Origin of the sequence: Maribacter confluentis (assembly GCF_030505015.1) — a bacterium.
GTDB lineage: Bacteria > Bacteroidota > Bacteroidia > Flavobacteriales > Flavobacteriaceae > Maribacter > Maribacter sedimenticola.
The window spans coordinates 1,021,034-1,045,883 of sequence record NZ_JAUKUC010000001.1 but is presented as its reverse complement, the minus strand read 5'-3'; the positions used below and the strand labels follow the sequence as shown (position 1 = coordinate 1,045,883).

At 40.5% G+C, this 24,850-nt stretch carries 11 protein-coding genes; 1 reads left to right on the top strand and 10 read right to left on the bottom strand.

Features of this window, described 5'->3' with window-relative positions:
* Nucleotides 1-16 precede the first annotated feature (16 nt).
* The 7 genes from Q2T41_RS04555 to Q2T41_RS04525 all read right to left on the bottom strand — a co-directional run bounded on the left by Q2T41_RS04555 (nt 17) and on the right by Q2T41_RS04525 (nt 20,961).
* Nucleotides 17-919, bottom strand: coding sequence for a PorP/SprF family type IX secretion system membrane protein (locus Q2T41_RS04555; protein WP_304435110.1), 903 nt, complete (start codon nt 917-919; stop codon nt 17-19).
* Between the two features lie 298 nt (nt 920-1,217).
* On the bottom strand, nt 1,218-5,339 hold the full coding sequence (locus tag Q2T41_RS04550) for a Calx-beta domain-containing protein (RefSeq protein WP_304435109.1): 4,122 nt from the start codon (nt 5,337-5,339) through the stop codon (nt 1,218-1,220).
* Nucleotides 5,336-16,594, bottom strand: coding sequence for a Calx-beta domain-containing protein (locus Q2T41_RS04545; protein WP_304435108.1), 11,259 nt, complete (start codon nt 16,592-16,594; stop codon nt 5,336-5,338). The genes Q2T41_RS04550 and Q2T41_RS04545 overlap by 4 nt, the downstream gene beginning before the upstream one ends.
* A 717-nt stretch (nt 16,595-17,311) precedes the next feature.
* Nucleotides 17,312-18,844, bottom strand: a complete 1,533-nt coding sequence (locus tag Q2T41_RS04540) for a cryptochrome/photolyase family protein (protein WP_304435107.1) — start codon at nt 18,842-18,844, stop codon at nt 17,312-17,314.
* Nucleotides 18,845-18,881: 37 nt separating this feature from the next.
* Nucleotides 18,882-20,174, bottom strand: coding sequence for a DASH family cryptochrome (locus Q2T41_RS04535; protein ID WP_304435106.1), 1,293 nt, complete (start codon nt 20,172-20,174; stop codon nt 18,882-18,884).
* A gap of 14 nt (nt 20,175-20,188) precedes the next feature.
* Nucleotides 20,189-20,326, bottom strand: coding sequence for a DUF2256 domain-containing protein (locus Q2T41_RS04530; RefSeq protein ID WP_089263091.1), 138 nt, complete (start codon nt 20,324-20,326; stop codon nt 20,189-20,191).
* Nucleotides 20,326-20,961 (bottom strand): flavin reductase family protein, encoded by a 636-nt coding sequence (locus Q2T41_RS04525; protein WP_304435105.1) that lies wholly within the window; start codon nt 20,959-20,961, stop codon nt 20,326-20,328. The genes Q2T41_RS04530 and Q2T41_RS04525 overlap by 1 nt, the downstream gene beginning before the upstream one ends.
* A 152-nt stretch (nt 20,962-21,113) precedes the next feature.
* Here Q2T41_RS04525 and Q2T41_RS04520 point away from each other — a divergent pair, with 152 nt between their 5' ends.
* Nucleotides 21,114-22,457, top strand: a complete 1,344-nt coding sequence (locus Q2T41_RS04520) for an FAD-dependent oxidoreductase (protein ID WP_089263087.1) — start codon at nt 21,114-21,116, stop codon at nt 22,455-22,457.
* Here Q2T41_RS04520 and Q2T41_RS04515 read toward each other — a convergent pair whose 3' ends face one another.
* The 3 genes from Q2T41_RS04515 to Q2T41_RS04505 form a co-directional block, all read right to left on the bottom strand.
* On the bottom strand, nt 22,458-22,874 hold the full coding sequence (locus tag Q2T41_RS04515; protein ID WP_304435104.1) for a DUF4174 domain-containing protein: 417 nt from the start codon (nt 22,872-22,874) through the stop codon (nt 22,458-22,460).
* A 70-nt stretch (nt 22,875-22,944) separates the two neighbouring features.
* Nucleotides 22,945-23,724 (bottom strand): zinc ribbon domain-containing protein, encoded by a 780-nt coding sequence (locus Q2T41_RS04510; RefSeq protein ID WP_089263083.1) that lies wholly within the window; start codon nt 23,722-23,724, stop codon nt 22,945-22,947.
* A 1-nt stretch (nt 23,725) separates the two neighbouring features.
* Nucleotides 23,726-24,820 carry a Nif3-like dinuclear metal center hexameric protein gene (locus Q2T41_RS04505; RefSeq protein WP_304437402.1) on the bottom strand — a complete coding sequence of 365 codons (1,095 nt, stop codon included), beginning with the start codon at nt 24,818-24,820 and terminating at the stop codon, nt 23,726-23,728.
* Nucleotides 24,821-24,850 lie beyond the last annotated feature (30 nt).

Genomic DNA, 24,850 nt, shown 5'->3' with positions numbered 1-24,850 from the left:
CGTTTGATTTAGGGTTCTAGAAATATCTTGGGGATTTTACAGGACCTAATACTTTCTTTCTGATTTCATAGATTAAAATAATTTCATGGGTTCCTCCGGTGTACGGTCTTACCGCAGAAGTCGGTAGGTCATAGGCGTAACCGATCCTAAAATCCTTTGATACTTGGTAATCCATCATGGCACCAAAATTTGAAGCATCGTTTACACGATAGGAAGTACCGATCCAAAACTTTTCGTTGAACAAAAAGTTGATGGTAAAATCATAAGTGGCCGGAGCACCATTGGTAAATTTGGTAATTATGGTAGGCTTGAATATTGTGGTAGCCGACAAGTCGAACACAAGTCCACCAATGGCGTAATAACTATTTCGTTCCAATGCCTGAAATTCACCCTCGTTCAAATCGGTATTAAGGATTCTTGGGGAAGAAATACCCGCATACCATCTGTTAGAGCCAATATATACACCGGCACCAAAATTAGGGTTAATACTGTTAAAGTTGGAATTGAAAAATTGATCATTGGGGTCTGGGTTAACCAGGTTATAACTAGTTGCGCCACCCTTTAAACCAAAGCGTAGGTTTATTTCCTCGCTAACGGGAACGGTATATGAAAAATCGGCATAAAAGTAATTGGTACTTTCAAAGCCCAAACGGTCATTGATGTATGACACCCCTAAACCTATTCGTTCATTTTTTAATGGGCTATGAACCGAAAAGGTACTCGTTCTTGGATTTCCCTCTAGACCTGCCCATTGGTTTCTGTGCAGTACTGTGGCATTTAATGTTTCCCGGCTACCTGCATAGGCGGGGTTAACTGAAATGGTGTTGTACATGTATTGCGTAAACTGGGGTAGCTGTTGCGCTTTGGCAAAGGCACCCATAAAAAGTAGTACGGCTAAAAGAATATGAGCTTTTCTCATGGTATAGTTCAGGGTTTAGCGATTACCGCTATGTATTTTTTATAAGTAGGTTAATCTTATTGTTATCAAAATTAGGTTGATGCTACATACTTTTAAAAATTAGACGGTCATTGCTTTGTAAAATTCGTTCTTATACCTTTTACTCGATGAACTGATGCTATTATCAGATATAATCATTACGTGATAAATTTTATGTACAATGCTAAAAATGAATGTGTTAGAAAGTATGTATGTTAAGGTTTAAATAGTGTAATGTTGACCTGATCACAAAGGGGCAACATTACACTTTACATTATTTTTATTCGGTTCCCAGGTATATATATCCGTTAAAAGGTTCAAGTATTTTACCGGTTTCCCTATCGGTTGCCGTAATGATATAGTAGTAAGTACCGGTTGGTAACATACCAGATTGACCAAATGATCCGCTAGGAGCAACACCGCCCCAATCATTTTGGTAATCCTGAATTTCTGCCACCTTGGTTCCCCATCTATTGAAGATCATAATGTCAAAACTAAACGTACAGTATTCCACACCTTTTATCTCAAAGTAATCATTGACACCATCGCCGTTTGCGGTTACCGCTTTGGACAATACAATTTCCCCTCTACCACATGGTACACATTCCGTATCTATCAAGACCGTAAAATCTACATAGTACTTACATGTTCCTTCTGTAGAACTGTAAGCTATTTTATATTCTCCAGGCTCATGGTTCATTGGGTCAAAGAAACTTTGTTCAAGGACCACATCCCCTTCAAGAATCATGAATGTGCCGTTTTGGTCAAAATCCTGTGGTAAATAATTTAGTAAATCAATTGGCTGGTCTTCAATACAGATATTGATCGTTATCTCTTCTAGCTGAGGTTGAAGAACAAAGATGATTTGTTCAAACGATGCCGTATTGCCGCAAGAATCTGTTAACTCCCAATTTCTGATGATCATGAAGTCATCACTATCAGTGGCATATTGGGTTTCTTCATTGAATACCACTTCATAATTATCACAACCACCGGTATATATCAATTCAGGTACGGCCGGTATTTCATCCCCACATATGATGGAGATTTCCTCTTCATAGGCCTCTGTCATAATTGGTCCCGTGGGCTCAACTGTTATTACCTGTGTATGCTCAACATTATTACCTGCGCAATCTGTTGCGTTCCAAGTTCTTGTAACAGTGTAACCAAGGGCACAGTTGGCATCATTGGTAATGGTTTCTTCAAAAACCACATCAATATTAGGGTCGCAGGTATCCGTAGCCGTAAGTGTTACCGCATCTGGAACCATGTTGCATTCCACAGTCATATTTTGTGGCAATTCTTCGTTGAACGTAGGTGCAACGGTATCTTCAATTGTAATTACCTGAGTGTGGGTGCGCACATTGCCTACACAATCTGTAACCGTCCAAGTTCTCGTAATTGTGTATTCCGTAGCACATTCATCATCCTGTCCTTCAATTAATTCATCATACGCTACAGATATGGCACATGTACTATCCGAGGTGATTTCGTAAACCTCAGGTATGCTATCACAAGCCTCAATAGTAACATCGGTAGGCCAACCTTCATCACCATCATTGTCTACAATGGTCACCGTTGTAATATCATTGGAAAGTATACCTACCAATGGTGATGAAATATTCTCTAGGATAACCCTGAAATTTTCAGGATCTTCAATGATAATATCATCTATAATATTTATGACAATGGTCTGTGTGTTCGCATGAATACCGCCAAATGTCAAGGTTTGTGAATTTCTTGAAACGCCAATATAATCGTCACCTTCAATTGTGGTGGCATCAACGGTATAGTATTCAACAGTGAATTCTTCTTGAACCTGTGCGTTAAGTACAACATCTATACTTACCGTACCGGCATCCTCATTTACGGTTATGGATGTAAGATCAAATTCTACACCTTTAGTAGATGGATCGCTGTCATCATCGTTAATGATACCTGTATCCGTATTGGTAGATTGAAGATCTAGGAACTCTATCCCCATATTAGACTGTATATTTGATAATACCGTGGTAAACTCCTCTATTGGTTCAATGATTTCATCATTTAATATCGGTATGGCAAAAGTTACGCTATAATTATTATCGTTAAAGGTTAACGTACCAGTTTGTGCCGTTATATCGGAACCGTCAACAGCAGTACCATCATAGGTAGCAAAATCCACGGTAACATCTTCTCCAGGGGTAATCAATCCTGTAAAGTTGACCGTAAATATTGCTTCTGGATCAACACCTTCGGTTACAATGACATCGGCAGAATCAAAAGAGATACCTGTTGTACCCAAAATATTGTCATCATCGTTAATGATACCTGTATCCGTATTGGTAGGTTGAAGATCTAGGAACTCTATCCCCATATTGGACTGTATGTTTGATAGCTCTACCGTAAATGCCTCTTGCGGCTCTATATAACTATCATCAAGAATAGGTATATTAATTGTTGCGGTATAGTTTCCATTGTTGAATGTCAACGACCCAATTTGTGCCGTCATATCAAAACCATCCATTGCAGTACCGTCATAGGTAACATATTCTACGGTCACATCTTCTCCGGGTGTAATTTCTCCGGTGAAGTTAACTGTAAAGATAGCCTCTGGATCTACACCTTCAGTTACAATAACATCGGTAGGGTCGAACGAGATGCCGGTGGTGCCCGGGATGTTGTCGTCGTCCAGTATGGTAGCGGTCTTGGTGTTGGTGGGCTGCTGGTCCACGAACTCGATTCCCATGTCGGACTGTATGTTGGATAGGACCATGGAGAACTGCTCCTGCGGCTCTATGAAATTGTCGTTTACGATATCGATGGCCACCGTCCTTGTGTACTCGTCGTTCCTGAAGGTCAGCGTACCGATGTCGGCGATGTAGTCCGTTCCGTCCAGGGCTGTCCCGTCGTTGGTCACGAAGTCCACGCTCACTTCCTCTCCCGGCGCGATCTCACCCGTAAAGTTCACGGTGAACACGGCCTGTACGCCCACGCCCTCTGTCACGATGATGTCCGCGGCGTCGAACGAGATGCCGGTGGTGCCCGGGATGTTGTCGTCGTCCAGTATGGTAGCGGTCTTGGTGTTGGTGGGCTGCTGGTCCACGAACTCGATTCCCATGTCGGACTGTATGTTGGATAGGACCATGGAGAACTGCTCCTGCGGCTCTATGAAATTGTCGTTTACGATATCGATGGCCACCGTCCTTGTGTACTCGTCGTTCCTGAAGGTCAGCGTACCGATGTCGGCGATGTAGTCCGTTCCGTCCAGGGCTGTCCCGTCGTTGGTGGCGAAGTCCACGCTCACTTCCTCTCCCGGCGCGATCTCGCCCGTAAAGTTCACGGTGAACACGGCCTGAACGCCCACGCCCTCTGTCACTATGATGTCCGCTGCGTCGAACGAGATGCCGGTGGTGCCCGGGATGTTGTCGTCGTCCAGTATGGTAGCGGTCTTGGTGTTGGTGGGCTGCTGGTCCACGAACTCGATTCCCATGTCGGACTGTATGTTGGATAGGACCATGGAGAACTGCTCCTGCGGCTCTATGAAATTGTCGTTTACGATATCGATGGCCACCGTCCTTGTGTACTCGTCGTTCCTGAAGGTCAGCGTACCGATGTCGGCGATGTAGTCCGTTCCGTCCAGGGCTGTCCCGTCGTTGGTCACGAAGTCCACGCTCACTTCCTCTCCCGGCGCGATCTCGCCCGTAAAGTTCACGGTGAACACGGCCTGTACGCCCACGCCCTCCGTGACGATGATGTCCGCTGCGTCGAACGAGATGCCGGTGGTGCCCGGGATGTTGTCGTCGTCCAGTATGGTAGCGGTCTTGGTGTTGGTGGGCTGCTGGTCCACGAACTCGATTCCCATGTCGGACTGTATGTTGGATAGGACCATGGAGAACTGCTCCTGCGGCTCTATGAAATTGTCGTTTACGATATCGATGGCCACCGTCCTTGTGTACTCGTCGTTCCTGAAGGTCAGCGTACCGATGTCGGCGATGTAGTCCGTTCCGTCCAGGGCTGTCCCGTCGTTGGTGGCGAAGTCCACGCTCACTTCCTCTCCCGGCGCGATCTCGCCCGTAAAGTTCACGGTGAACACGGCCTGTACGCCCACGCCCTCTGTGACGATGATGTCCGCTGCGTCGAACGAGATGCCGGTGGTGCCCGGGATGTTGTCGTCGTCCAGTATGGTAGCGGTCTTGGTGTTGGTGGGCTGCTGGTCCACGAACTCGATTCCCATGTCGGACTGTATGTTGGATAGGACCATGGAGAACTGCTCCTGCGGCTCTATGAAATTGTCGTTTACGATATCGATGGCCACCGTCCTTGTGTACTCGTCGTTCCTGAAGGTCAGCGTACCGATGTCGGCGATGTAGTCCGTTCCGTCCAGGGCTGTCCCGTCGTTGGTCACGAAGTCCACGCTCACTTCCTCTCCGGCGCGATCTCACCCGTAAAGTTCACGGTGAACACGGCCTGAACGCCCACGCCCTCTGTCACGATGATGTCCGCTGCGTCGAACGAGATGCCGGTGGTGCCCGGGATGTTGTCGTCGTCCAGTATGGTAGCGGTCTTGGTGTTGGTGGGCTGCTGGTCCACGAACTCGATTCCCATGTCGGACTGTATGTTGGATAGGACCATGGAGAACTGCTCCTGCGGCTCTATGAAATTGTCGTTTACGATATCGATGGCCACCGTCCTTGTGTACTCGTCGTTCCTGAAGGTCAGCGTACCGATGTCGGCGATGTAGTCCGTTCCGTCCAGGGCTGTCCCGTCGTTTGTGGCGAAGTCCACGCTCACTTCCTCTCCCGGCGCGATCTCACCCGTAAAGTTCACGGTGAACACGGCCTGAACGCCCACGCCCTCTGTCACGATGATGTCCGCTGCGTCGAACGAGATGCCGGTGGTGCCCGGGATGTTGTCGTCGTCCAGTATGGTAGCGGTCTTGGTGTTGGTGGGCTGCTGGTCCACGAACTCGATTCCCATGTCGGACTGTATGTTGGATAGGACCATGGAGAACTGCTCCTGCGGCTCTATGAAATTGTCGTTTACGATATCGATGGCCACCGTCCTTGTGTACTCGTCGTTCCTGAAGGTCAGCGTACCGATGTCGGCGATGTAGTCCGTTCCGTCCAGGGCTGTCCCGTCGTTTGTGGCGAAGTCCACGCTCACTTCCTCTCCCGGCGCGATCTCACCCGTAAAGTTCACGGTGAACACGGCCTGTACGCCCACGCCCTCTGTCACGATGATGTCCGCGGCGTCGAACGAGATGCCGGTGGTGCCCGGGATGTTGTCGTCGTCCAGTATGGTAGCGGTCTTGGTGTTGGTGGGCTGCTGGTCCACGAACTCGATTCCCATGTCGGACTGTATGTTGGATAGGACCATGGAGAACTGCTCCTGCGGCTCTATGAAATTGTCGTTTACGATATCGATGGCCACCGTCCTTGTGTACTCGTCGTTCCTGAAGGTCAGCGTACCGATGTCGGCGATGTAGTCCGTCCCGTCCAGGGCTGTCCCGTCGTTGGTGGCGAAGTCCACGCTCACTTCCTCTCCCGGCGCGATCTCACCCGTAAAGTTCACGGTGAACACGGCCTGTACGCCCACGCCCTCTGTGACGATGATGTCCGCTGCGTCAAAGGATATTCCCATGGTACCCGGAGTATTATCATCATCAAGGATAGTACCTGTAGCTTGTGGTGTATTTATGGGCACTAAAGGATTTGTAGTACTTAATAGGTTAACAAAGTATCCTTCGGTAGGTTCTATAAAATTATCATTAAGTATGTTTACCGTGATTTGATGAACTTCATTATTGTTACCTGCGAACGATAAAATATCCGATTGCGCAATGAAATCTGTTGCTGTAGCAGTACCAAAAGCTGTTTCGAAGGCTACATCAAACGGCTCTTGGAAAGTACCTGAAAGAATAACATCGAAAACTGCCGTAACACCAACACCTTCGGTCACCTCAACATTTGTTGCGACAAAGTCAATACCGTTACCTGGCGCTAAATCGTCATCCTCAATGGTGATCGTACCTTGATTGTCGTTTATGGCAATCAACGAAGTGGAAATATTGGATAAGTCGATGAAAAATTGCTCCGTAGGTTCAATGAAACTATCATTGGTAATAGGAACGGTAATCGTAATCCTTTCTCCATCAGTTCCGTTAAAGTTTAAAGTGCCGGACACAGCAGTATAGTCATCTACTGGCAGTGCAGAGTCTTGAGTAGTGGTATAGTCTATGCTAAAGCCTCCTTGTACATTACCCGTAAGAAGAACGGTGATCGTAGCGGAGATATCCGCTTCGTTCACAGTAATGTTATCGTTCTCAAACGATATTCCTGTTACACCAGGATCATTATCGTTATCGTTGATGATTCCCGTAGCCGTATTTGTAGGTTGTTGATCAACAAAGCCAACTCCTATATTAGATTGTACATTGGACAAGGTCAAGATAAAATCTTCAGTAGGTTCAATGATGTTATCGTCATTGAACGGTACGTCTATATTGACCGTGGTCGTTGTACTATTGAAGGTTATTGTACCATTGGTATATGTGTAATCGTCAGGTTGTTCAGCTGGTTGGGCAGAAATACCATCAGATGTTACAAAATCCACAGTTACATCCTCGCCTGGTGCAATGGCCCCGGTAAAGGTTACCACAAACCTTGCAAACGTTTCAGAACCTTCGGTTACAATGACCGTATCATCGGCAAAGGAAATACCTGATGTTCCCAGAATATTATCATTATCGTTTATGGTTCCGTTTGCGGTATTGGTAAGTTGTTGATCAACAAAGCCAACACCTAGGTTAGACTGAATATTGGATAAGGTCAATATAAAATCCTCTGTTTGTTCAATGATGGAGTCATCAATGATCGGAACATCTATATCAGCGGAATTCGTAGTACTATTAAAAGTAATGGTACCCTGCGTCAGCGTATAATCATCGGGTTCTCCTGCTATGCCATTAGATGTAATGTAGTCTACCAAGACATCTTGACCAGGAGCAATATTTCCTGTAAACGTAGCGGTAAATCTTGCATAGCTATTTGTGCCTTCGGTAACGATTACATTGTTATTGGCAAAAGATACCCCTGTTGTACCTGGAATATTATCATTGTCCGTAATGGTGATAATACCCTCATTATCGTTTATTGGTGGTGTATTGGTACCATTGCTCATCTGTACGAAGAACTGCTCGATTACCTCAATTAGGTCATCATCATTGATAGTAATGGTAATAGACCTTTTTTCATTATTGGTACCGGAGAAAGAAATTAAATTAGACTGAGCAATATAATCATTGGATTGTAGTGCAGTATCATCAGAAGTAGTATAGTTTAGTGTAAAACCACCGGATACCGATCCTGTATGCGTAACTACAACCGTTGCCGTGCCTGCATCTTCATTAACCGTTATGTCCGATATACTTAGACCAATAGGGTCTCCATTCTCACTAACATAGATATATTGGGTATGGTTGGTGTTATTACCTGCACAATCGTTTACGGACCAATTTCTTATGATCGTATATGATGTACTTGTATTGTCACCGTCATAAGTTTCCGTAAAGACTACCGTAGAATTTGCATCACAATTATCATTGGCGGATAGTACCGGAGCTACCGGAATATTGTCATGTGCCGCATACGTATCCGCAGGTAGGGCTTCGTTAAAGGTTGGAGCGTCATTATCTTCAATAGTGATTACTTGGGTATAAATAGCACTTACCCTTCCACAAGCATCGGTAAACGTCCATGTATTGGTATATGTACCTTCAGTAGGACAAGAGCCAGATGGTACAAATGCACCTGCAGTCTTGTTCAAGGTAAAATCACAGATTGCCGTTGCAGGTTCCAGAGAGTTTGCATTGTTCAAAGCTGAAATATTGTCACATGAAACAGTTCTGTTCAATGCATTTGGAGCCGTTGCCCATGCAACTTGATCAGGTTGTTGTACATCTATGACCGTTGGGTCATGTGTTCCAATTCCACAAGAATCCGTAGAAGAGGAACTATTTGTGGTATACGTACTACCGTTTGTTACCCCGGTAAAGGTGGCTGTAGATTGAATTTCAAAACTTGCCGTACATGCATCTTCCAAGAAATAACATTGTTCCCTAAGTACAATGTCAAAATCGATATCAAAATCTGCTCCCATGTTGGTATTACCGTTAGCAACGGTAAAGGTCAAGGTTCTTGATAATGTGTCATAAGAATGTGAAACGCCGGCAGGCAATGTACCTACTCCAGAGAAGTCTGCTTCTACTGGGAGTATGGTTGTAATTTCTAAATCTTCTATATCATCATTTCCAGTGTTAGTAATATTCAACGTCAACGGAACCACTTCGCCTGCATCAAAAGGACCGGTAGCATTAACATCTAAGCTTAAGGCACCCAAACTTGGTTGATATACATCAACGCTAAGTCCCATGAGGTATAGTCCGTAAGATTCCTGATCTGTTGTGATCTTAAATCGAGCAAATGTTTGATTGTTTTGAATATATTGATTACCTCCATTTGTTAACGGAAATAAGGCGGCATCAAAACCTAACGTATTTGTACTCGCAGGGCTACGGTTTACATAGTTTAATCCATCGATAGTAATTCTACTATTAAAGAAATTATTATCAGGTCTCAAAGCTGTGCTGATATTGGACCAGTTGCTTGTAGCATCATAAATCAATAGTTGATCTCCGGAAAGATCTCTATCTCCCTCTAATGCGCCAATCATTACATCACCATTTACGACACCATTTGGAATAGTTTCAAAACCACTAAACGTAAATTCCGTTTCACCTGCACCATTAGAGGCAAACGTATGAACATACCCATCATATAACGTAATATTTTTTGGGTCCAATGATACGTTTTCATAGACAAATACAATTTGCCAACCACCAGATGTACCGGTATTACTATTGATACCATGCGATAATAACCTTCTTTCCGTAGCTTTTACATTACCTACTTGATAGGTACCAAAAGGAGAAGCAAGCAAGTTGATGTCATCCGTAATATCCTTTATACACACATAAGGGTCATTTTGAAAATGGTCATTACGGCCCCTATAGATAACTTCATCCGCAGATACGGTCGTATAGGTCGTTTGACCTGGAAGCATTAATTTCACCTGGTTATAGTTCCAAGTGGGTTCCGTGGCACCACCACCGGTAGTACCATCATATTCTTTATCTGCCGCTGCCCAGTATAAATATGCTTTCTTTATATTAAGACAGCTCAAGCTTGGTTCTGGATTTGCCAAATTGGCATTGGTAGAGTTAAAGGTCGTTGGGTCAGAATCAATATCAACAAAGACATTGTCAGTAAAGTCATGGTTGCCATCTTCCCCATTATAGTTCCCTGTTCTAGTACGGGAAAGTACATTGTTGGCGATCATTGTAAAATCTCCGTTGATACTTCCTTGATACCTAATTTCAAAATCTTTCTTTAGATTGGTATCGTTTACATAAATATTTACGGTGGCCGTATCCGTTGAGCCGTTAGAATCCGTGATTATATATGTAAATGAGTCGTTACCATTAAATGACGGACTTGGTAGGTACTCAAAATAATCGTCCGTTGAATCTCCTGGGGTGCCATTGTCCATAATCGTTACCGTACCATTTATTGGAGCGGCATCTACTTGAAGTGAATTAACGCCCGCGGGACCGTCGAAACCAAAATCATCATTGGCCAAAATGGTTAAATCCGTTGTACCGAAAACCACAAAGGAATCATCAACAGCAGTTGGTTGATGGTTGATATCTACAATTGTACCCGTAGCAGTACTATTTGAAGAGGTTACTAAATTGGGAGAAATTGAAGTGATAGTAATGTTCAAGGTCTCATTTCCTTCTATAATAGCATCCTGAATAATGTTGACCGGTACCTGTAACACCTGATTATTGGCACCCGTAAAATTTAGGGTACCTGTTTGTGATGCTACTGTATAATCCGTTCCGGAAGTCGTGGTAACATCGTTGATTACGTAAGAAGCCGTAAATCCGCCATTTATGGGCTGACCGGTATAGGTTACATTAAAATTAGCGGTGGTATTGTACTCATCCACAGAAAAACCGGTTACGGAAATACTACCCGAGTCATCATTGACAATGGTACCCGTAGCTTGGTTGTTCGCAATGGTAACCTGTGGTATTGACGGACTTGAAATCGTTATCTGTAAGTCTTCATTTGGCTCAATAAAGGAATCACCTATTACGTTAATCTGTACGGACCTTACCTCATTATTCAAGCCGGTAAACGTTAAAATACCTGTTGAAGAAGTCTCTACCGTATAATCTACCCCAGAAGTAGTGGAAATGTCCGTAATTTGATAAGCTACCGTAAATCCGCCAACAACCCTGTCGCCACTATAGGACACATCAAAATTAATGGAATTGGTCTGCTCAACAATGCTAAAACCGGCAACGGATAAACTACCCCCATCATCATCATTAATAATTCCTGTTGCACGGTTGTTCAATAATCTGATACCTACATTAGACCGTATAGCTACAAGGTCCACGTAATAATCTTCCACAGCTTCTACCGTATTGTCGCTAAGAATAGGAACCGTAATGGTATTTGTTTTGGTCAAGTTGGTAAAGGTCAATGTCTGAACCGTAGCAGGAGGGGAGAAATCGGTAGCATTGGCGGCAGTACCGTTGTTGATTAAATAATCTACCTCAATGGTTTCCCCTGTATCTATATCACCAATAAATTCAACGATAAAACTGGCTTCCACGGTATCACCTGGGTCGCCTTCGGTAACGGTTACCGTTAAGTTTTGAAAATCTATTCCTTTATCCGACGTATTATCGTTGTCTGTGATAGTACCGTTTGCATTTGCATCGACAATATTTATCAGGTTGGTTGAAAGATTGGATAATTGCAGGCTTAATTGCTCATTGGCCTCTATAAGATTATCATTAATAACGTTAACAGTTATAGATACTTGGTCCCCATTGGAAGTTCCTGAGGGGAAGTATATTTGATCCGTAAGTGTAGCCGTATAGTCAGCGTTGACCGTTGTGGAAATGTCGGCAATGTTATAATCTACCGTAAAGGCTTCTTGTACTTCCAATCCGTTATAAGTAATGACGAAATTAGCGGTACCACCATCTTCAGTAATGGAAAAATCTGCAACACTTAAGCCCGTTGTAGCGGTTTTTATATCATTGTCCACAATAGTTCCTACGGCAGTGCCATCAACAATATTGATCAGCGTCGTAGAAAGATTGCTAAGCGCAAAATTTAAGGTTTCGTTGCCTTCTATAATTACATCTTCTAAGATATCTATGGCAACGGTCAATTGGTCACCATCTTGAGTACCAGCAGGAAATGTCAAGGTGTCTGTAAGTGGACTAACATTATAATCCGCAGTTACGGTTGCTGTACCATCTGTAATAGCATAATCTACGGTAAAACTGTTTTGAACTTCCTTACCGTTATATGTAATGACAAAGTTAGCGGTATTGCCAGCCTCGTTAACGGAGAAATCAGCAACGGTAAGACCTGTCGTGGCCGTTTTGGTATCATTGTCGGTTATTGTACCTAAAGCATCCGGATCTACTAGATTAAGCAAGGATGTTGATAGATTGGACAATTGTAAACTTAAATTTTCAGGCCCCTCAATAATCAAGTCATCATTAATGGTAACGGCTACCGACCTTGTGGTTCCGTTGGTGGTACCAGCTGGAAATGAAAGTTGATTGGCAAGGTCTGCCGTAAAGTCCTGACCGGATAAAGCGGTTCCATTATTGATGGCGTAATCTACTGTGAATCCGTCTTTAACGTTTTTCCCTGTATAGGTAACTACGAAATTGACGGTACCTATTGCTTCGTTAACCGTAAAATCTGCAACGGATAAACCTGTGGATGGTGTGGTGTCGTTATCTTCTATGATACCGGTGGCATTTCCATCTACAATGGTCAAAAGGGTATTGGATAAATTGGATAATGTAGCCGTTAAACTTTCATCACCTTCAATGATGTTGTCATTAGTTATTGATAACGTAATGACTTGTGTATCTCCATCAGCGGTATCTGCAGGAAAAGTGATCGTTCCAGTAGCACTGGCGCTATAATCCGATCCTGCGGTAGTGGTTACATCTGCAAGGGCATAATCTACAGTAAATGCATTTTCAACGGAAGGTCCTGTATAAGTAACGACGAAGTCAACAGTATTTGGGCCGGTAATTCCTTCATTAACCGTAAAATCTGCGATTGAAATTCCTTCTCCTGCTGCAGGAATCTCATCGTTGGTAATGGTTCCAATAGCTGAATTGTCTACGATAATAAGATTAGAAAAGGACTTGTTCGTAATGTCCAAGGTCAAATCTTCCGTAGGTTCAATATAAGTATCATTGATAATGTCAATGGCAAGGCTCTGTGTATCTCCATTTCTAGTATTGGCCGGGAATGAAATTACTCCAGTTATTGTATTCCCTCCATTGATCAAATAATCTGAAGATAATAGTGCGCTACCGTCATTTACAATGTATTCTAATGTAAACGGTTTTTCTACTTCAGGACCTGTATAGGTAAAAACGAAATTTGCGATTCCTCCGGTAACATCTTCGCTAACGGAAAAATCTGCTACGGAAATACCTTCTCCCGGAGCAGGATCATCATTGTCAGAAATTTGACCATCTCCTTCGTTATCGATAATATTCACATTGCCTCCAGAAGAATAGCTAATTGTTGTGGTGTAATTTTCGGTACCTTCAAACAATGCGTCGTCAACTGTAGCTACATTAAATGATACTGAAGTCGTATTGGCCAAAAGTGTTACCGTCGTAGGGCCGTAATAGTCTGAATTAGTAGTTGTTAAATTTGAATAGTTTATATTAAAAACAACATCTTGATCAGTACTGTTTGATGCGGTAATCGTAAAAATATGATTGGAACCTTCTGTAGTAGATGCATCATCAATAGTTATTTCAGGAACTAAATATAAAATAGCACTTTCACTCGTGGAATAACAGCTATTGTCATTGTGTGATACTATTACGGTATATGTGTTTTTATCCAGTCCTGTGGCATCTGCAATGTTCAAGGTAGCGGAATTGGTACCGGTATAATTGCCTCCTTCAGTTAAATCTGTACCTTTTTCCTGCCATTGATATACAAATTGACTAGCGCTATCAGAACTACCTGGTCCAGTAAAATCTGGTGTTCCAGCGGAGAAATCCGTAGTGTTTCTAGCGGCTAAATCTATTGTAAAACTTGCAGGGTCACCAATGCTGACATTTTGGTCTTGCGGTAAATTGTTTACGGTAATTTCCGTCGCAATAAATTCATTTCCAGTTATGCCATCATAACCGTCGGTAATTAGACCTCCGGTCGTAACTTGCCCTTTAGAGTTGACACCATCGCCATCAAGATTACCATTATCATCCGCATCTGAACCACCTGACTCAATAACGTCAAAACAACCATCATTATCACTATCGGTATCCAGTACATCCGGTATTGTATCTTGATCGGTATCATTACAGGTTAAAAAACCTACATTATCTACAAAAACAACATCATGGGGATCAATAGAGGATACACCTACAAACCTTATTTCTACAGAAGATGAGGTAGGTGTAAATGTTGCCGTTCTCCTTTCCATATTAAGATTTTGGTTACCGTATGCAGCTTGTCCGTTAACACTAATAATTTCCTCTGAACTTTCAGTATATACAAGTGCTCCGTCTACCAGTACATTAAGATTTACTTCAACAGGAACGGGATCACGTCTTAAAGCGCCAATGTCAAAAGACAGTACATATGTCTCTCCGGGAGTTACGGTTACGGTTTGATAAAAATCGGCATTACCTATACCGTTCCAATCAGGAAACATTGCCCTATCCGTATCTATAAGCCATTGATTTCCGCTCAATGTCCAACCCGGAACTTCTGTAATATACCTTGCAAAATCACCATTTTCTACATAGGATATATTATTACATTCAACCGTATCCAATATACCATCATTATCATCATCAATATCAACGGCATCCCTAATTCCATCATTATCGGTATCAAGGTCATCATCCTCAATGGTAATGGTAGAAACCGTAGGGGTAAAGTTAATTTGTTGTGGGACATAATTGGTCAAAGCAACCGTTGAAGGGTTGTACGTTGGGTTCAAAGTAAAACTCTCTTGTAGTTCGGTCACCAAATCATTGGTTATGCCAATACTAACTATATGGGCTTCAGTATCAGTACCAACAAAAGAGATAGTTCCAGTATTGGTAGTATAGTCAGTTGTAGCTAGGGCTGTATTGTCCGCGGTGGCATAGTCAATATCAAACTGATTCTGAACGGCACCGTTCAATGTAAAGGTAATATTGGCATTGCCTATATTTTCCATAACACTAGCATCCGTTATGCTTATGGTCGCCGCATCATTGTCATGTATTCTTAACGAAGAACTTTCCGTATTTATGGATACTCTTGAAGGACCAGAGCCATATTTAGTGGACTCTGCGGAATTCTGTGATTTTACACCATGAAATTCTTCCGAAGGTTCTACTAAAGAATCCTCCGTTGTAGGGATATCTATAAAAATTTGGGATCCTGCAACCGATCCAGCGGGAAAAGTAGCTGTTGTGGTAAACGCATTAAAATCCGTGCCATCACTGGCCGGACTAACAGAACCCGTATATTCCAAAACTTGGAAATCTACCGCATAGGCATCTTCTATGCCAACATATTGTTGACCGCCTGTATTTGTTCCTGTGGACAAAGTAAGTCCGTAGCTTATTGTTCCCCCTTCGGTGACATCATAATTGCCACCTGTGACATAGGCCACATCTGTATCGGTAATTGTACCAATTCCCTTTCGTTTACTATAATTAACTTCTATATCATCATTACTGGTAAAATGTATCTCAAATTGTTGTTCCGTCGCTTCTACCCAATCATCATCTTCTGCTACTACGGTAAAGTTTACCGATGTAAATCCTGTTGGAATTGTTACTGCAGATGGTCCAGTAAAATCTGCATTTGTTGTGGTTAAGTTACTATAAATAAGGTTTACCGTTTTACTGGATAAAAGAGACCTAGTCGTTGTTGATAGGGTAAATGTCATATTGCCACCTTCTGTAGCACTGGCATCAGAAATACTAAAACAATTTTCATCAATAGAGCCATCACCGTCATCATCGATACCATTATCACAAATTTCTTCAACCATGGATAAACAAATATCATCTAGGTAAACAGGTCCATTGGTGCTGTTGGTAACTTGTAAATAAAACCATCTAGATCCACCTGGAGCAGTATCGGTAAAATTGGCATTTTTATAGGCTCCAGAGCCATCACTGGGAATTACAAAATTGCTTACTCCTCTTAATTGATTGGAGTTACTAACATATATCAAGGCAATTTCAATATCTCCTGTATTCCCCACATTATTGTAAAAGAATGATAAATCAATAACATCGTTGGTATTGATAGGTAAATAGACGGTCTCGATGACATCTCCTACCGAAGGCATTGCACCAGCGGAGCTTCCTGTTAATACATATGAAGGGTCGTTCTCAATGTATGACCCGTCATAGAAGTCATACTCGGTAGTACCACTTTCAAAACTTGTATTGTCGTTAAAACACTGAGCAAATGTTACGGTACTGGAAAGGCAAAACAAAATACAGGTTAATACTGCAATAAAATTTTTGGTCATAGGTCGATTATCAGAAACTACCATTTCTTACACTTAACTTTTGGCCGAACAAATTTTTTATAGATATGTACGGCAACTGGTCAAATTGTTTTTATGTCAAACTTTGAACATTGTTGAGATAGATTATTCATTAAAATTGAACTTTCTAGTTCGTCGTTCAAAACTGTACGTCCACGGCTATAAATCTGCCAGTAAACGTATAATGACAAAATAACGCTGATAAAAACTTATAATTAAATTGTTGTTGTGTAGTAAGTAAAAGTTGTGGTTTTTTGTTTGCAGTAATTTTCTTTCAAAAAAAATTTAAAATTTTAACATTTTTTAATTTTCAAAGTATAAAATACTGAAAATCAATAATTTAAGTGCAAATAATTTAAAATTCTTAAAAGTTGAATTATTGCGGTTTTTGTTAATTTTTAAACTATGGATTTGTTGTAAGAGTATGGTGAAAAGTGTTAAAATTACTTTGTCGATAACGTAATGTCGTTAATCGATAGTAATCATACCATTAGGGGATAACAGCGTTTTTTTTTGATAAAATGTCAAAAACGTTACGCTAATAAATTCGTAGGATTTTAAGAAATGGGATGCTATACCCTTCAAAATAATTCTTGTTTTCGCCAGATTTTTTAATACTATATTTTTTTGGGTTTTTAACGGGAATATTCAATTTAAAAAAGAAATGAATTTTAGTGATTTTTATAGTTAGTTTTGGAATTAAAAAGCATCAGGATCTTGAATTATTAGATGCGCTCTTTTTTGCAGTTCCGCTAATTTTTCTCCATCCATTTTTTCCAATAGGGACATCATCATGGCCATACGTTGATTGTCCTTAAAATGACTTTTCTTTTCTGCTAAAAAGTTCCAGTATAAAGCATTTAAAGGGCATGCGCTTTCACCGATTTTTTTAGTATAGCTATACTGGCAATTTCCACAATAATTACTCATTTTATGTATGTAATTAGCACTGCTTACATATGGTTTTGTAGCCACTATACCGCCATCTGCAAACTGGCTCATGCCTCTGGTATTAGTGATTTCTACCCATTCTAGGGCATCTATATATACGCCCAGGTACCATTTGTCCACCTCATCTGGGTGCATTTGTGTTAACAAGGAAAAGTTGCCAATAATCATAAGTCGTTGAATATGGTGGGCATAGGCAGTATCCAAACTTTGGCCAATAGCGTGTTTTAAACAGTTCATTTTGGTATTTCCGGTCCAATAAAAATCTGGCAGTTTATTGGTGTTTTCCAATTTGTTCATGTTTTTGTAATCTGGCATTTCTTTCCAATAAATACCTCTCATGTATTCACGCCATCCCACTATTTGCCGTATAAAGCCTTCTACTTGCGAGATATGTATATCATCTTTATGGCTATAATAGTGGTCCAAAACTTTGTCTACGACCTCTTTTGGGGATAGTATTTTCGCGTTCATGGCAAACGATATGCGCGAATGAAACAAAAATTTCTGACCTTCATGCATAGCATCTTGGTAGTCACCGAAATGTACTAAAAGTTCATTGCAGAAATAGTTTAGTACGGAAAGACAGTCCGCTCTAGTAACGGGCCAGCTAAATTTTTCAGGGTCAATTGATCCAAACGTTTCTACATTGGCCTCTTCCAATTCTTTTAAAATTTCCGTGACGTTTTTCCTGAAGCCCCTTTCATGGGGTATGGTTGGTTGACCTTTCCATTTTTTACGATTGGCGTGGTCAAAGTTCCATTTGCCACCTTCAGGTTGATCATTTACCATCATGATGTTATGTTTTTTACGCATCATTCTGTAAAAACTCTCCATGATCAATTGTTTTTTTCCCTTAAAAAAATCCTTTAATTGTGAACGAGTGGTATAAAAATGTTCCGTATCAAAAAATGCGCTATCTATTGTCAGGTCTGCACAAATTTCCTTTAATTGCTGGTCCAACCTATATTCATCAGGTAATAAATACTCAAATCTATGTATTTGGTTTTTCTCAATGGCCTGTGTTATCAGTTGCTTAAGTTGTTGTGGGTTTTCTGGGTTGGTAACAGTGTAATAGATAAAGTGATGCCCTTTGGACGTGAGCTGGTCCTTAAAGTCGCGCATGGCCATAAAAAAAGCCACTACTTTTTGGATATGGTGTTTTACATAATCCGTTTCCTGCCTCATTTCCGCCATGATATAAATAACATTTTCATCAACGGTATTGAACCATGAGTGGTTTTGGTTTAATTGATCACCAAGAATTAAGCGTAAGGTCTTCATTTTCTGTGTTTTAAATTATCTTATTTGTGGGGGGCAGTTAAAACAAGGTATCCTGCAACCATAGACGTTGGTACTTGCCATTACCATCATAGCGCTCAGCTTGAATTTTTATATTAAATTTTCTGTCCCTTGGGTCATTGCCCACTCCACTGGCATACATCCAATTTCCATAGTTGCTGTGCACATCATAATCAATTAGCATACTTTCAAAATAGGCAGCTCCTATACGCCAATCCTGTTCTTTTTCCTTTGACCAAAAACTTGCTACATTTTGCCTTCCTCTATTGCTCAACCAACCGGTCATAGCCAATTCTTTCATATTGGCATTTACAAAAGGTTCATTGGTCATACCGTTTATCCAATCGGTTTTCATGCCCTTGGTGTTTTTCCAATCATATTTTTTTTGGAGAATACCCTGTTGCAGAAAAATAGTATTTTGATGTTTTAAGGATATATATTTAAAATAATCACGCCAAATAAGTTCAAATATGAGCCAATAGGTATCTTGGTTCTTGGTTATTTCTTTCTCAAAATGCTTGACTTCCCAAAAGATCATTCTAGGTGAGATACTGCCATTGGCCAACCATGGGGATAGTTTGGAACTATAATCAGTGCCAACCAGTCCGTTTCTGGTCTTTTTATAATATGCAAGTTTTCTGGTTTTCCAAAAATAGTGGTCAATTCTTTCTTTGGCTTCAGAAGTGCCCCCTTTAAAGGGAAAGGCCGTTCGTTTATCCACGGTGAACTCATTAAATCCTAATTCCGTTATGGTAGGTATATGCGTATGGGTTTCAATAAGATTATCCAAAGGTAATGTATGAGTGATCTTGGCTATGGGCCTTACCTTTACGCTAAGCTCACATTTTTTTCTGAAACTCGTAAAAATTTCAGGTATGGAGTCATAGGATGAATAGGGTATATCCTCTGGATGAAATAAAAATTGATCAAAGGTTTCAATGAACGTGGTAGACCTTGCCTTATTCTTAACCATATTAACTATATCCTGCTCGTCTCTTGTCCATTCTTTCTGTAAATACACATTATCTATTTGATGTAAATTTATCAATTGCGTAAGATGGGTAGCTGATTCTCCTTGATATACAAATAAGGGTATATGGAGTTGTTTTAACTGCTCTTTTAAATTTTTTAAGGTCTCTATTAAAAATTTGGCCCTAAATTTCTCAGTTCTTTTAAATCCATATATATCCTCTTTAAAAAAAAGTGATTCAAAACAATAGTAGGCTATAACCTTTTTGCCTTTCATGGCATGAACCAATGAAATATTGTCCTCTATTCTTAAATCATTTCTAAACCAAATGATATTGTTCATGATATAGTTTTTGGTTAAGCTTTATTTCTTCTACATTTTTCGCTACAATATTTTACCTCTTCCCAATTGCTTTCCCATTTTTTGCGCCACGTAAATGGTCTTTTGCATACCGCACAGATTTTGGTTGGTAAAAATTGTTTCTTATGGGCCATTATAAGATGGTTTTGATGAGTTCATCTGGTTGTTGATAATTGAACCTGTTTAACAGTTTAGGCAATGCATAACCATCTAGCCCAATAATAGCAGCCGTATCCGCTTTCTCTAAGTGTAACCAGCCATCGTCTTGAATAATATTTTCCGGTAGGTACAAGTGTTCAATAGCTCCAATAATCAATAGGCATCCATTTTCCTTAATCGTATACTCGTTTATATAGCTACAACCTATCTTTATATTACTTTGCGCTACGTACGGGGCAAAAAAATCATCCAAATACATTTCGGTTAAACCGGTTTTTGAAAATTCTGAAATATCATGATTATAACTGGCGGATGTATGGTGGGCCGCTTTGATAATTGAACTAGTTATTTGATTGACCGTAAAAAAACCGGTTTCCTTAAAATTATGGTAAGTATCTCTCCTTACGGTCAATGGTCTAAAAATAAAACCTAGCATTGGAGGGTTACTACCAATATGTACTACGGAATTGAAGACCGCTAAATTAGTGATACCATTTTTATCCTTTGACCCAATTAGATTGGCAGATTTATATCCGGTGCAGGTATTGATGAGGTGGGCCCTGTGCCTGCTGGGAAGTTTTTGCAACGCTTCAATATTGAAATATTTCAAAATAAAAATTGTTTAATTAATTTTAAATAAAGTTAAACATTATTATCGTAAGAATTCCAAATTGATTTGTTTAGTTTGTATAATGAATGCTATAAATAGTTCATTATTTGTTACATTTAACATTCACTTAATGATGGCATAAAGCCTCAAGCATGACCCAAGAAAGAAAAAATATAGCCATTATAGGCTCCGGACTAGTAGGTTCATTACTGGCAATTTATTTAAAAAGATACGGGCACCGCATAACGGTGTTCGACAGAAGGCCCGATATTAGAAATATAGAATTTTCAGGAAGGTCGATCAACTTGGCCATGAGCAATAGGGGGTGGAATGCCTTAAAAGCCGTGGGCCTGGAAGAGGAGATTAAGACCATTGCCATTCCATTGGACAAGCGTGCCATGCATGTTATAGGTAAACCAGAGTATTATCAAAAATATGGAAAGGACGGTGAAGCTATATGGTCCATATCCAGGGGAGTACTGAACAGGAAGATGATAGACCTTGCCGAAAAAAATGGTGTAGATTTTCGTTTTGAGGAAAAGGTATGGGATATAGATTTGCCAGAGGCTAAAATATTTACGGGTGAGAGTGAAAAAGGAGAATGGAAAGAATACGAATATGATTTGGTATTTGGCTGTGACGGTGCCTTTTCTAGGGTGCGCCACAAAATGCAGCGCCGCAGTAGGTTTGATTATTCCCAGGATTTTATTGACGTAGGATATAAGGAACTAACCATACCTGCCAATAGTGACGGTACACATAAATTGGACAAAAATTCATTTCATATCTGGCCACGGGGCAAATTTATGTTCATAGCCATGCCCAATTTGGATGGTAGCTTTACGTGTACGTTGTTCATGCCGTTTGAAGGGGATGTATCCTTTGAAAGTATTAAGACCAAGCAAGACGCGGTCTTGTTCTTTACGACCTATTTTCCCAATGTAAAAAATGAAATAGAAAACTTAACGGAAGATTTTTTTAAAAACCCTACCAGTGCCATGGTTACCATGAAATGTTACCCATGGACCTATTGGAACAAAGTAGCGCTAGTGGGAGATTCTGCACATGCAGTTGTTCCTTTTTATGGTCAGGGAATGAACGCCGGTTTTGAGGATATTTATGTGCTGGACCAGATAATACAAGAACTGGGCAATGATTGGGAAAAAATTTTTCAGACCTATCAAGAAAGGAGAAAACCTAATGCGGACGCCATTGCAGAATTAAGTTATCGAAATTTTGTGGAAATGAGCAGTAAGACCGCAGATGCCAATTTTTTGCTACAAAAGAAAATTGAAAAACACTTTGCCTCCAAATATCCGGATAAATGGGTGCCCGCATATAGTAGAGTTACCTTTTCCCTAAGACCTTATGCAGAAGCATTGGCAGAAGGAGATGCGCAAGAGGCCATTATGAAAGAGGTGATGAAAATGCCCGATTTGGATAAAAAATGGGATAGTAGGGAAGTAGAGGAAAAAATATTGGAACTATTGGGCTAATCAGTATTTTGATTTTATTTCAGACTTTCTCATGGGCATACTATCAATGAGGTCAAATAAATTTTTAAGGTCCAAAGGATATGGTTCCTGTGCTTTAATGCCACCATCCTTACCAATTAAGATATAGCCATCATTTAAAGTATTGAGAGAGGCAACCGGTTTAAGGTCTACCAATTTATTTTCTAAAGTATAAAATTTGTCTTTGTTGAGAATAAGGACCATGAGGTCCCTTTCCTGAACGTTCTGCTGTGCCCCATTGATTTTTTGTATGGCTTGGTCTACCGAACTGGTATTGGTTGAGTTACTATTTAAAATTAGTATTCTATTCTTCCATTGAAAATCCTTGATTGTTTGTGCGTTTATCATATGGATATGAAAGAGTGCAGATAATATTAGTAAAAGGTGATGTAGCCTCATTAAAAGTAATATATTAAAAAAAGGCCATCTTCTAAAAGATGGCCTTTTTAATTCTCATGATGAATTGTTCTTATAACTTTGCGAACATTTTTTGCATTTTTTCGCTTTCCTCTTCGGCTAACGTTGGGTCAACCAAAATACGACCACTATGCTCATCTGTAATTATTTTTTTCCTTGAGGCAATTTCTACCTGTACTTGGGGTGGAATAGTAAAGAAAGAACCACCTGAAGCACCTCTTTCAATAGGTACAACGGCTAAACCGTTCTTAACGTTTTTGCGAATACGCGCATAAGCTTTTACCAAACGTTCTTCAATCTTATCCTGAAACTTGATGGACTCTTCCAATAAAGCTTTTTCCTCTTTTTCCGTTTCGGCCAATATGGCGTTCAACTCGCCCTTCTTATGCTTTAAATGTGCCTCGCGTTCCGCTAAACGTTCTTTAGTATCAGAAATTACAGCTTTCTTTTGCTCTATTTGGGCCTTGAACTCTTTAATGTTCTTTTCTGCCAACTGTATTTCCAATTCTTGAAATTCCAATTCTTTGCTGATAGAATTGAATTCTCTACTGTTACGAACATTTTTTTGTTGTTCGCCGTATTTTTTAATTAGGGCCTTAGCTTCTTCAATTAGATTTTTCTTGGCACCGATTTCGAAGTTGATGTTCTCTAAATCAGTTTTAAGTTTATCCATTCTCGTTTTTAGGCCTAGGACTTCATCTTCCAAATCTTCTACTTCTAAAGGTAGTTCTCCACGAACATTCCTTATTTCATCGACTCTAGAATCAATTAATTGCAAATCATATAATGCTCTTAACTTCGCTTCTACAGAGGAATCTTCTTTTTTTGCCATATTAAAAATAATTGATGGGATTTGTTATACTTTCCGATAAATGGACTGCAAAATTAGGAATTTTTTTTGTAAGATAATCAACTAAAAGGTTTTTTGTAAACTGCTCAGTTTCAAAGTGTCCTATATCTGCTAAAACAATTTGGTTTTCAGCCTCGTAAAATTGATGATATTTAAGGTCTGCGGTTATGAAAACATCGGCACCTGCTGCCTTTGCCGCACTAATAGCAAACGATCCGCTACCGCCAAGAACGGCAACTTTTTTAATTGGTCTGTTTAAAAATTTTGAATGTCTAACAATCGGTGTTTTCATTTTAAGCTTCAAATCACTTAAAAATTGTTGTTCTGGCAGCGCATTTGCCAATTCTCCGATCATTCCCATACCTATGTAGGGGTTGGTGTTGTCCAATGTTTGAATGTCATAAGCTACTTCCTCGTACGGATGGCTGTCCAATAACGCATTGACCACTGCCGTGGTTTTATTTTTGGTCATGGTACAAGTAAGCATGATTTCTTGTTCCGTATGGGTTTCCCCAATGGTTCCTTTTGTGGGATTGGCATTACTATTGGCCTTGTAACTTCCTTTGCCCTCTACGGAAAAACTACAGTTAGAATAATTACCAATTTCTCCGGCACCAGCTGTAAAGAGGGCATGTTTAACATCATCACTATTTTCTACCGGAACATAGGTCGTCAATTTTTTAAACGTAGATTTTTGGGGCAATAATATTTTGGTATTGCTTAGGCCCAACACTTCACAAATTTTAGCATTTACCCCATGTCTTGCATTATCTAAAGCCGTATGGTTGGCATATATGGCAATGTCATTTTTTATGGCTTTGATTACTACACGTTCCACATAATTTTTGCCGGTTATCTTTTTTAGTCCCCCAAAAATTATGGGGTGAAAGCTAACGATCAGGTTACATTTTTTAGCAATGGCTTCATCCACTACATTTTCCAAGGTATCCAATGTTACCAAGATTCCGGTGACCTCTGTGGTTGAATTGCCTATTAAAAGGCCTACATTGTCAAAATCCTCTGCAAAGTTTAGCGGTGCAAACTCCTCTAAGATATTCGTAATATCGTTTATGGTCATTTTGTTGAAAAATAAGATATTCAAAGATAA

Bases quoted from the DNA above. Each gene is read 5' to 3' on its own strand.
- Q2T41_RS04520 (WP_089263087.1), top strand. From the start codon at position 21,114: ATGACCCAAGAAAGAAAAAATATAGCCATTATAGGCTCCGGACTAGTA.
- Q2T41_RS04540 (WP_304435107.1), bottom strand. From the start codon at position 18,844: ATGAAGACCTTACGCTTAATTCTTGGTGATCAATTAAACCAAAACCAC.
- Q2T41_RS04535 (WP_304435106.1), bottom strand. From the start codon at position 20,174: ATGAACAATATCATTTGGTTTAGAAATGATTTAAGAATAGAGGACAAT.
- Q2T41_RS04555 (WP_304435110.1), bottom strand. From the start codon at position 919: ATGAGAAAAGCTCATATTCTTTTAGCCGTACTACTTTTTATGGGTGCC.
- Q2T41_RS04510 (WP_089263083.1), bottom strand. From the start codon at position 23,724: ATGGCAAAAAAAGAAGATTCCTCTGTAGAAGCGAAGTTAAGAGCATTA.
- Q2T41_RS04515 (WP_304435104.1), bottom strand. From the start codon at position 22,874: ATGAGGCTACATCACCTTTTACTAATATTATCTGCACTCTTTCATATC.
- Q2T41_RS04530 (WP_089263091.1), bottom strand. From the start codon at position 20,326: ATGGCCCATAAGAAACAATTTTTACCAACCAAAATCTGTGCGGTATGC.
- Q2T41_RS04505 (WP_304437402.1), bottom strand. From the start codon at position 24,820: ATGACCATAAACGATATTACGAATATCTTAGAGGAGTTTGCACCGCTA.
- Q2T41_RS04545 (WP_304435108.1), bottom strand. From the start codon at position 16,594: ATGACCAAAAATTTTATTGCAGTATTAACCTGTATTTTGTTTTGCCTT.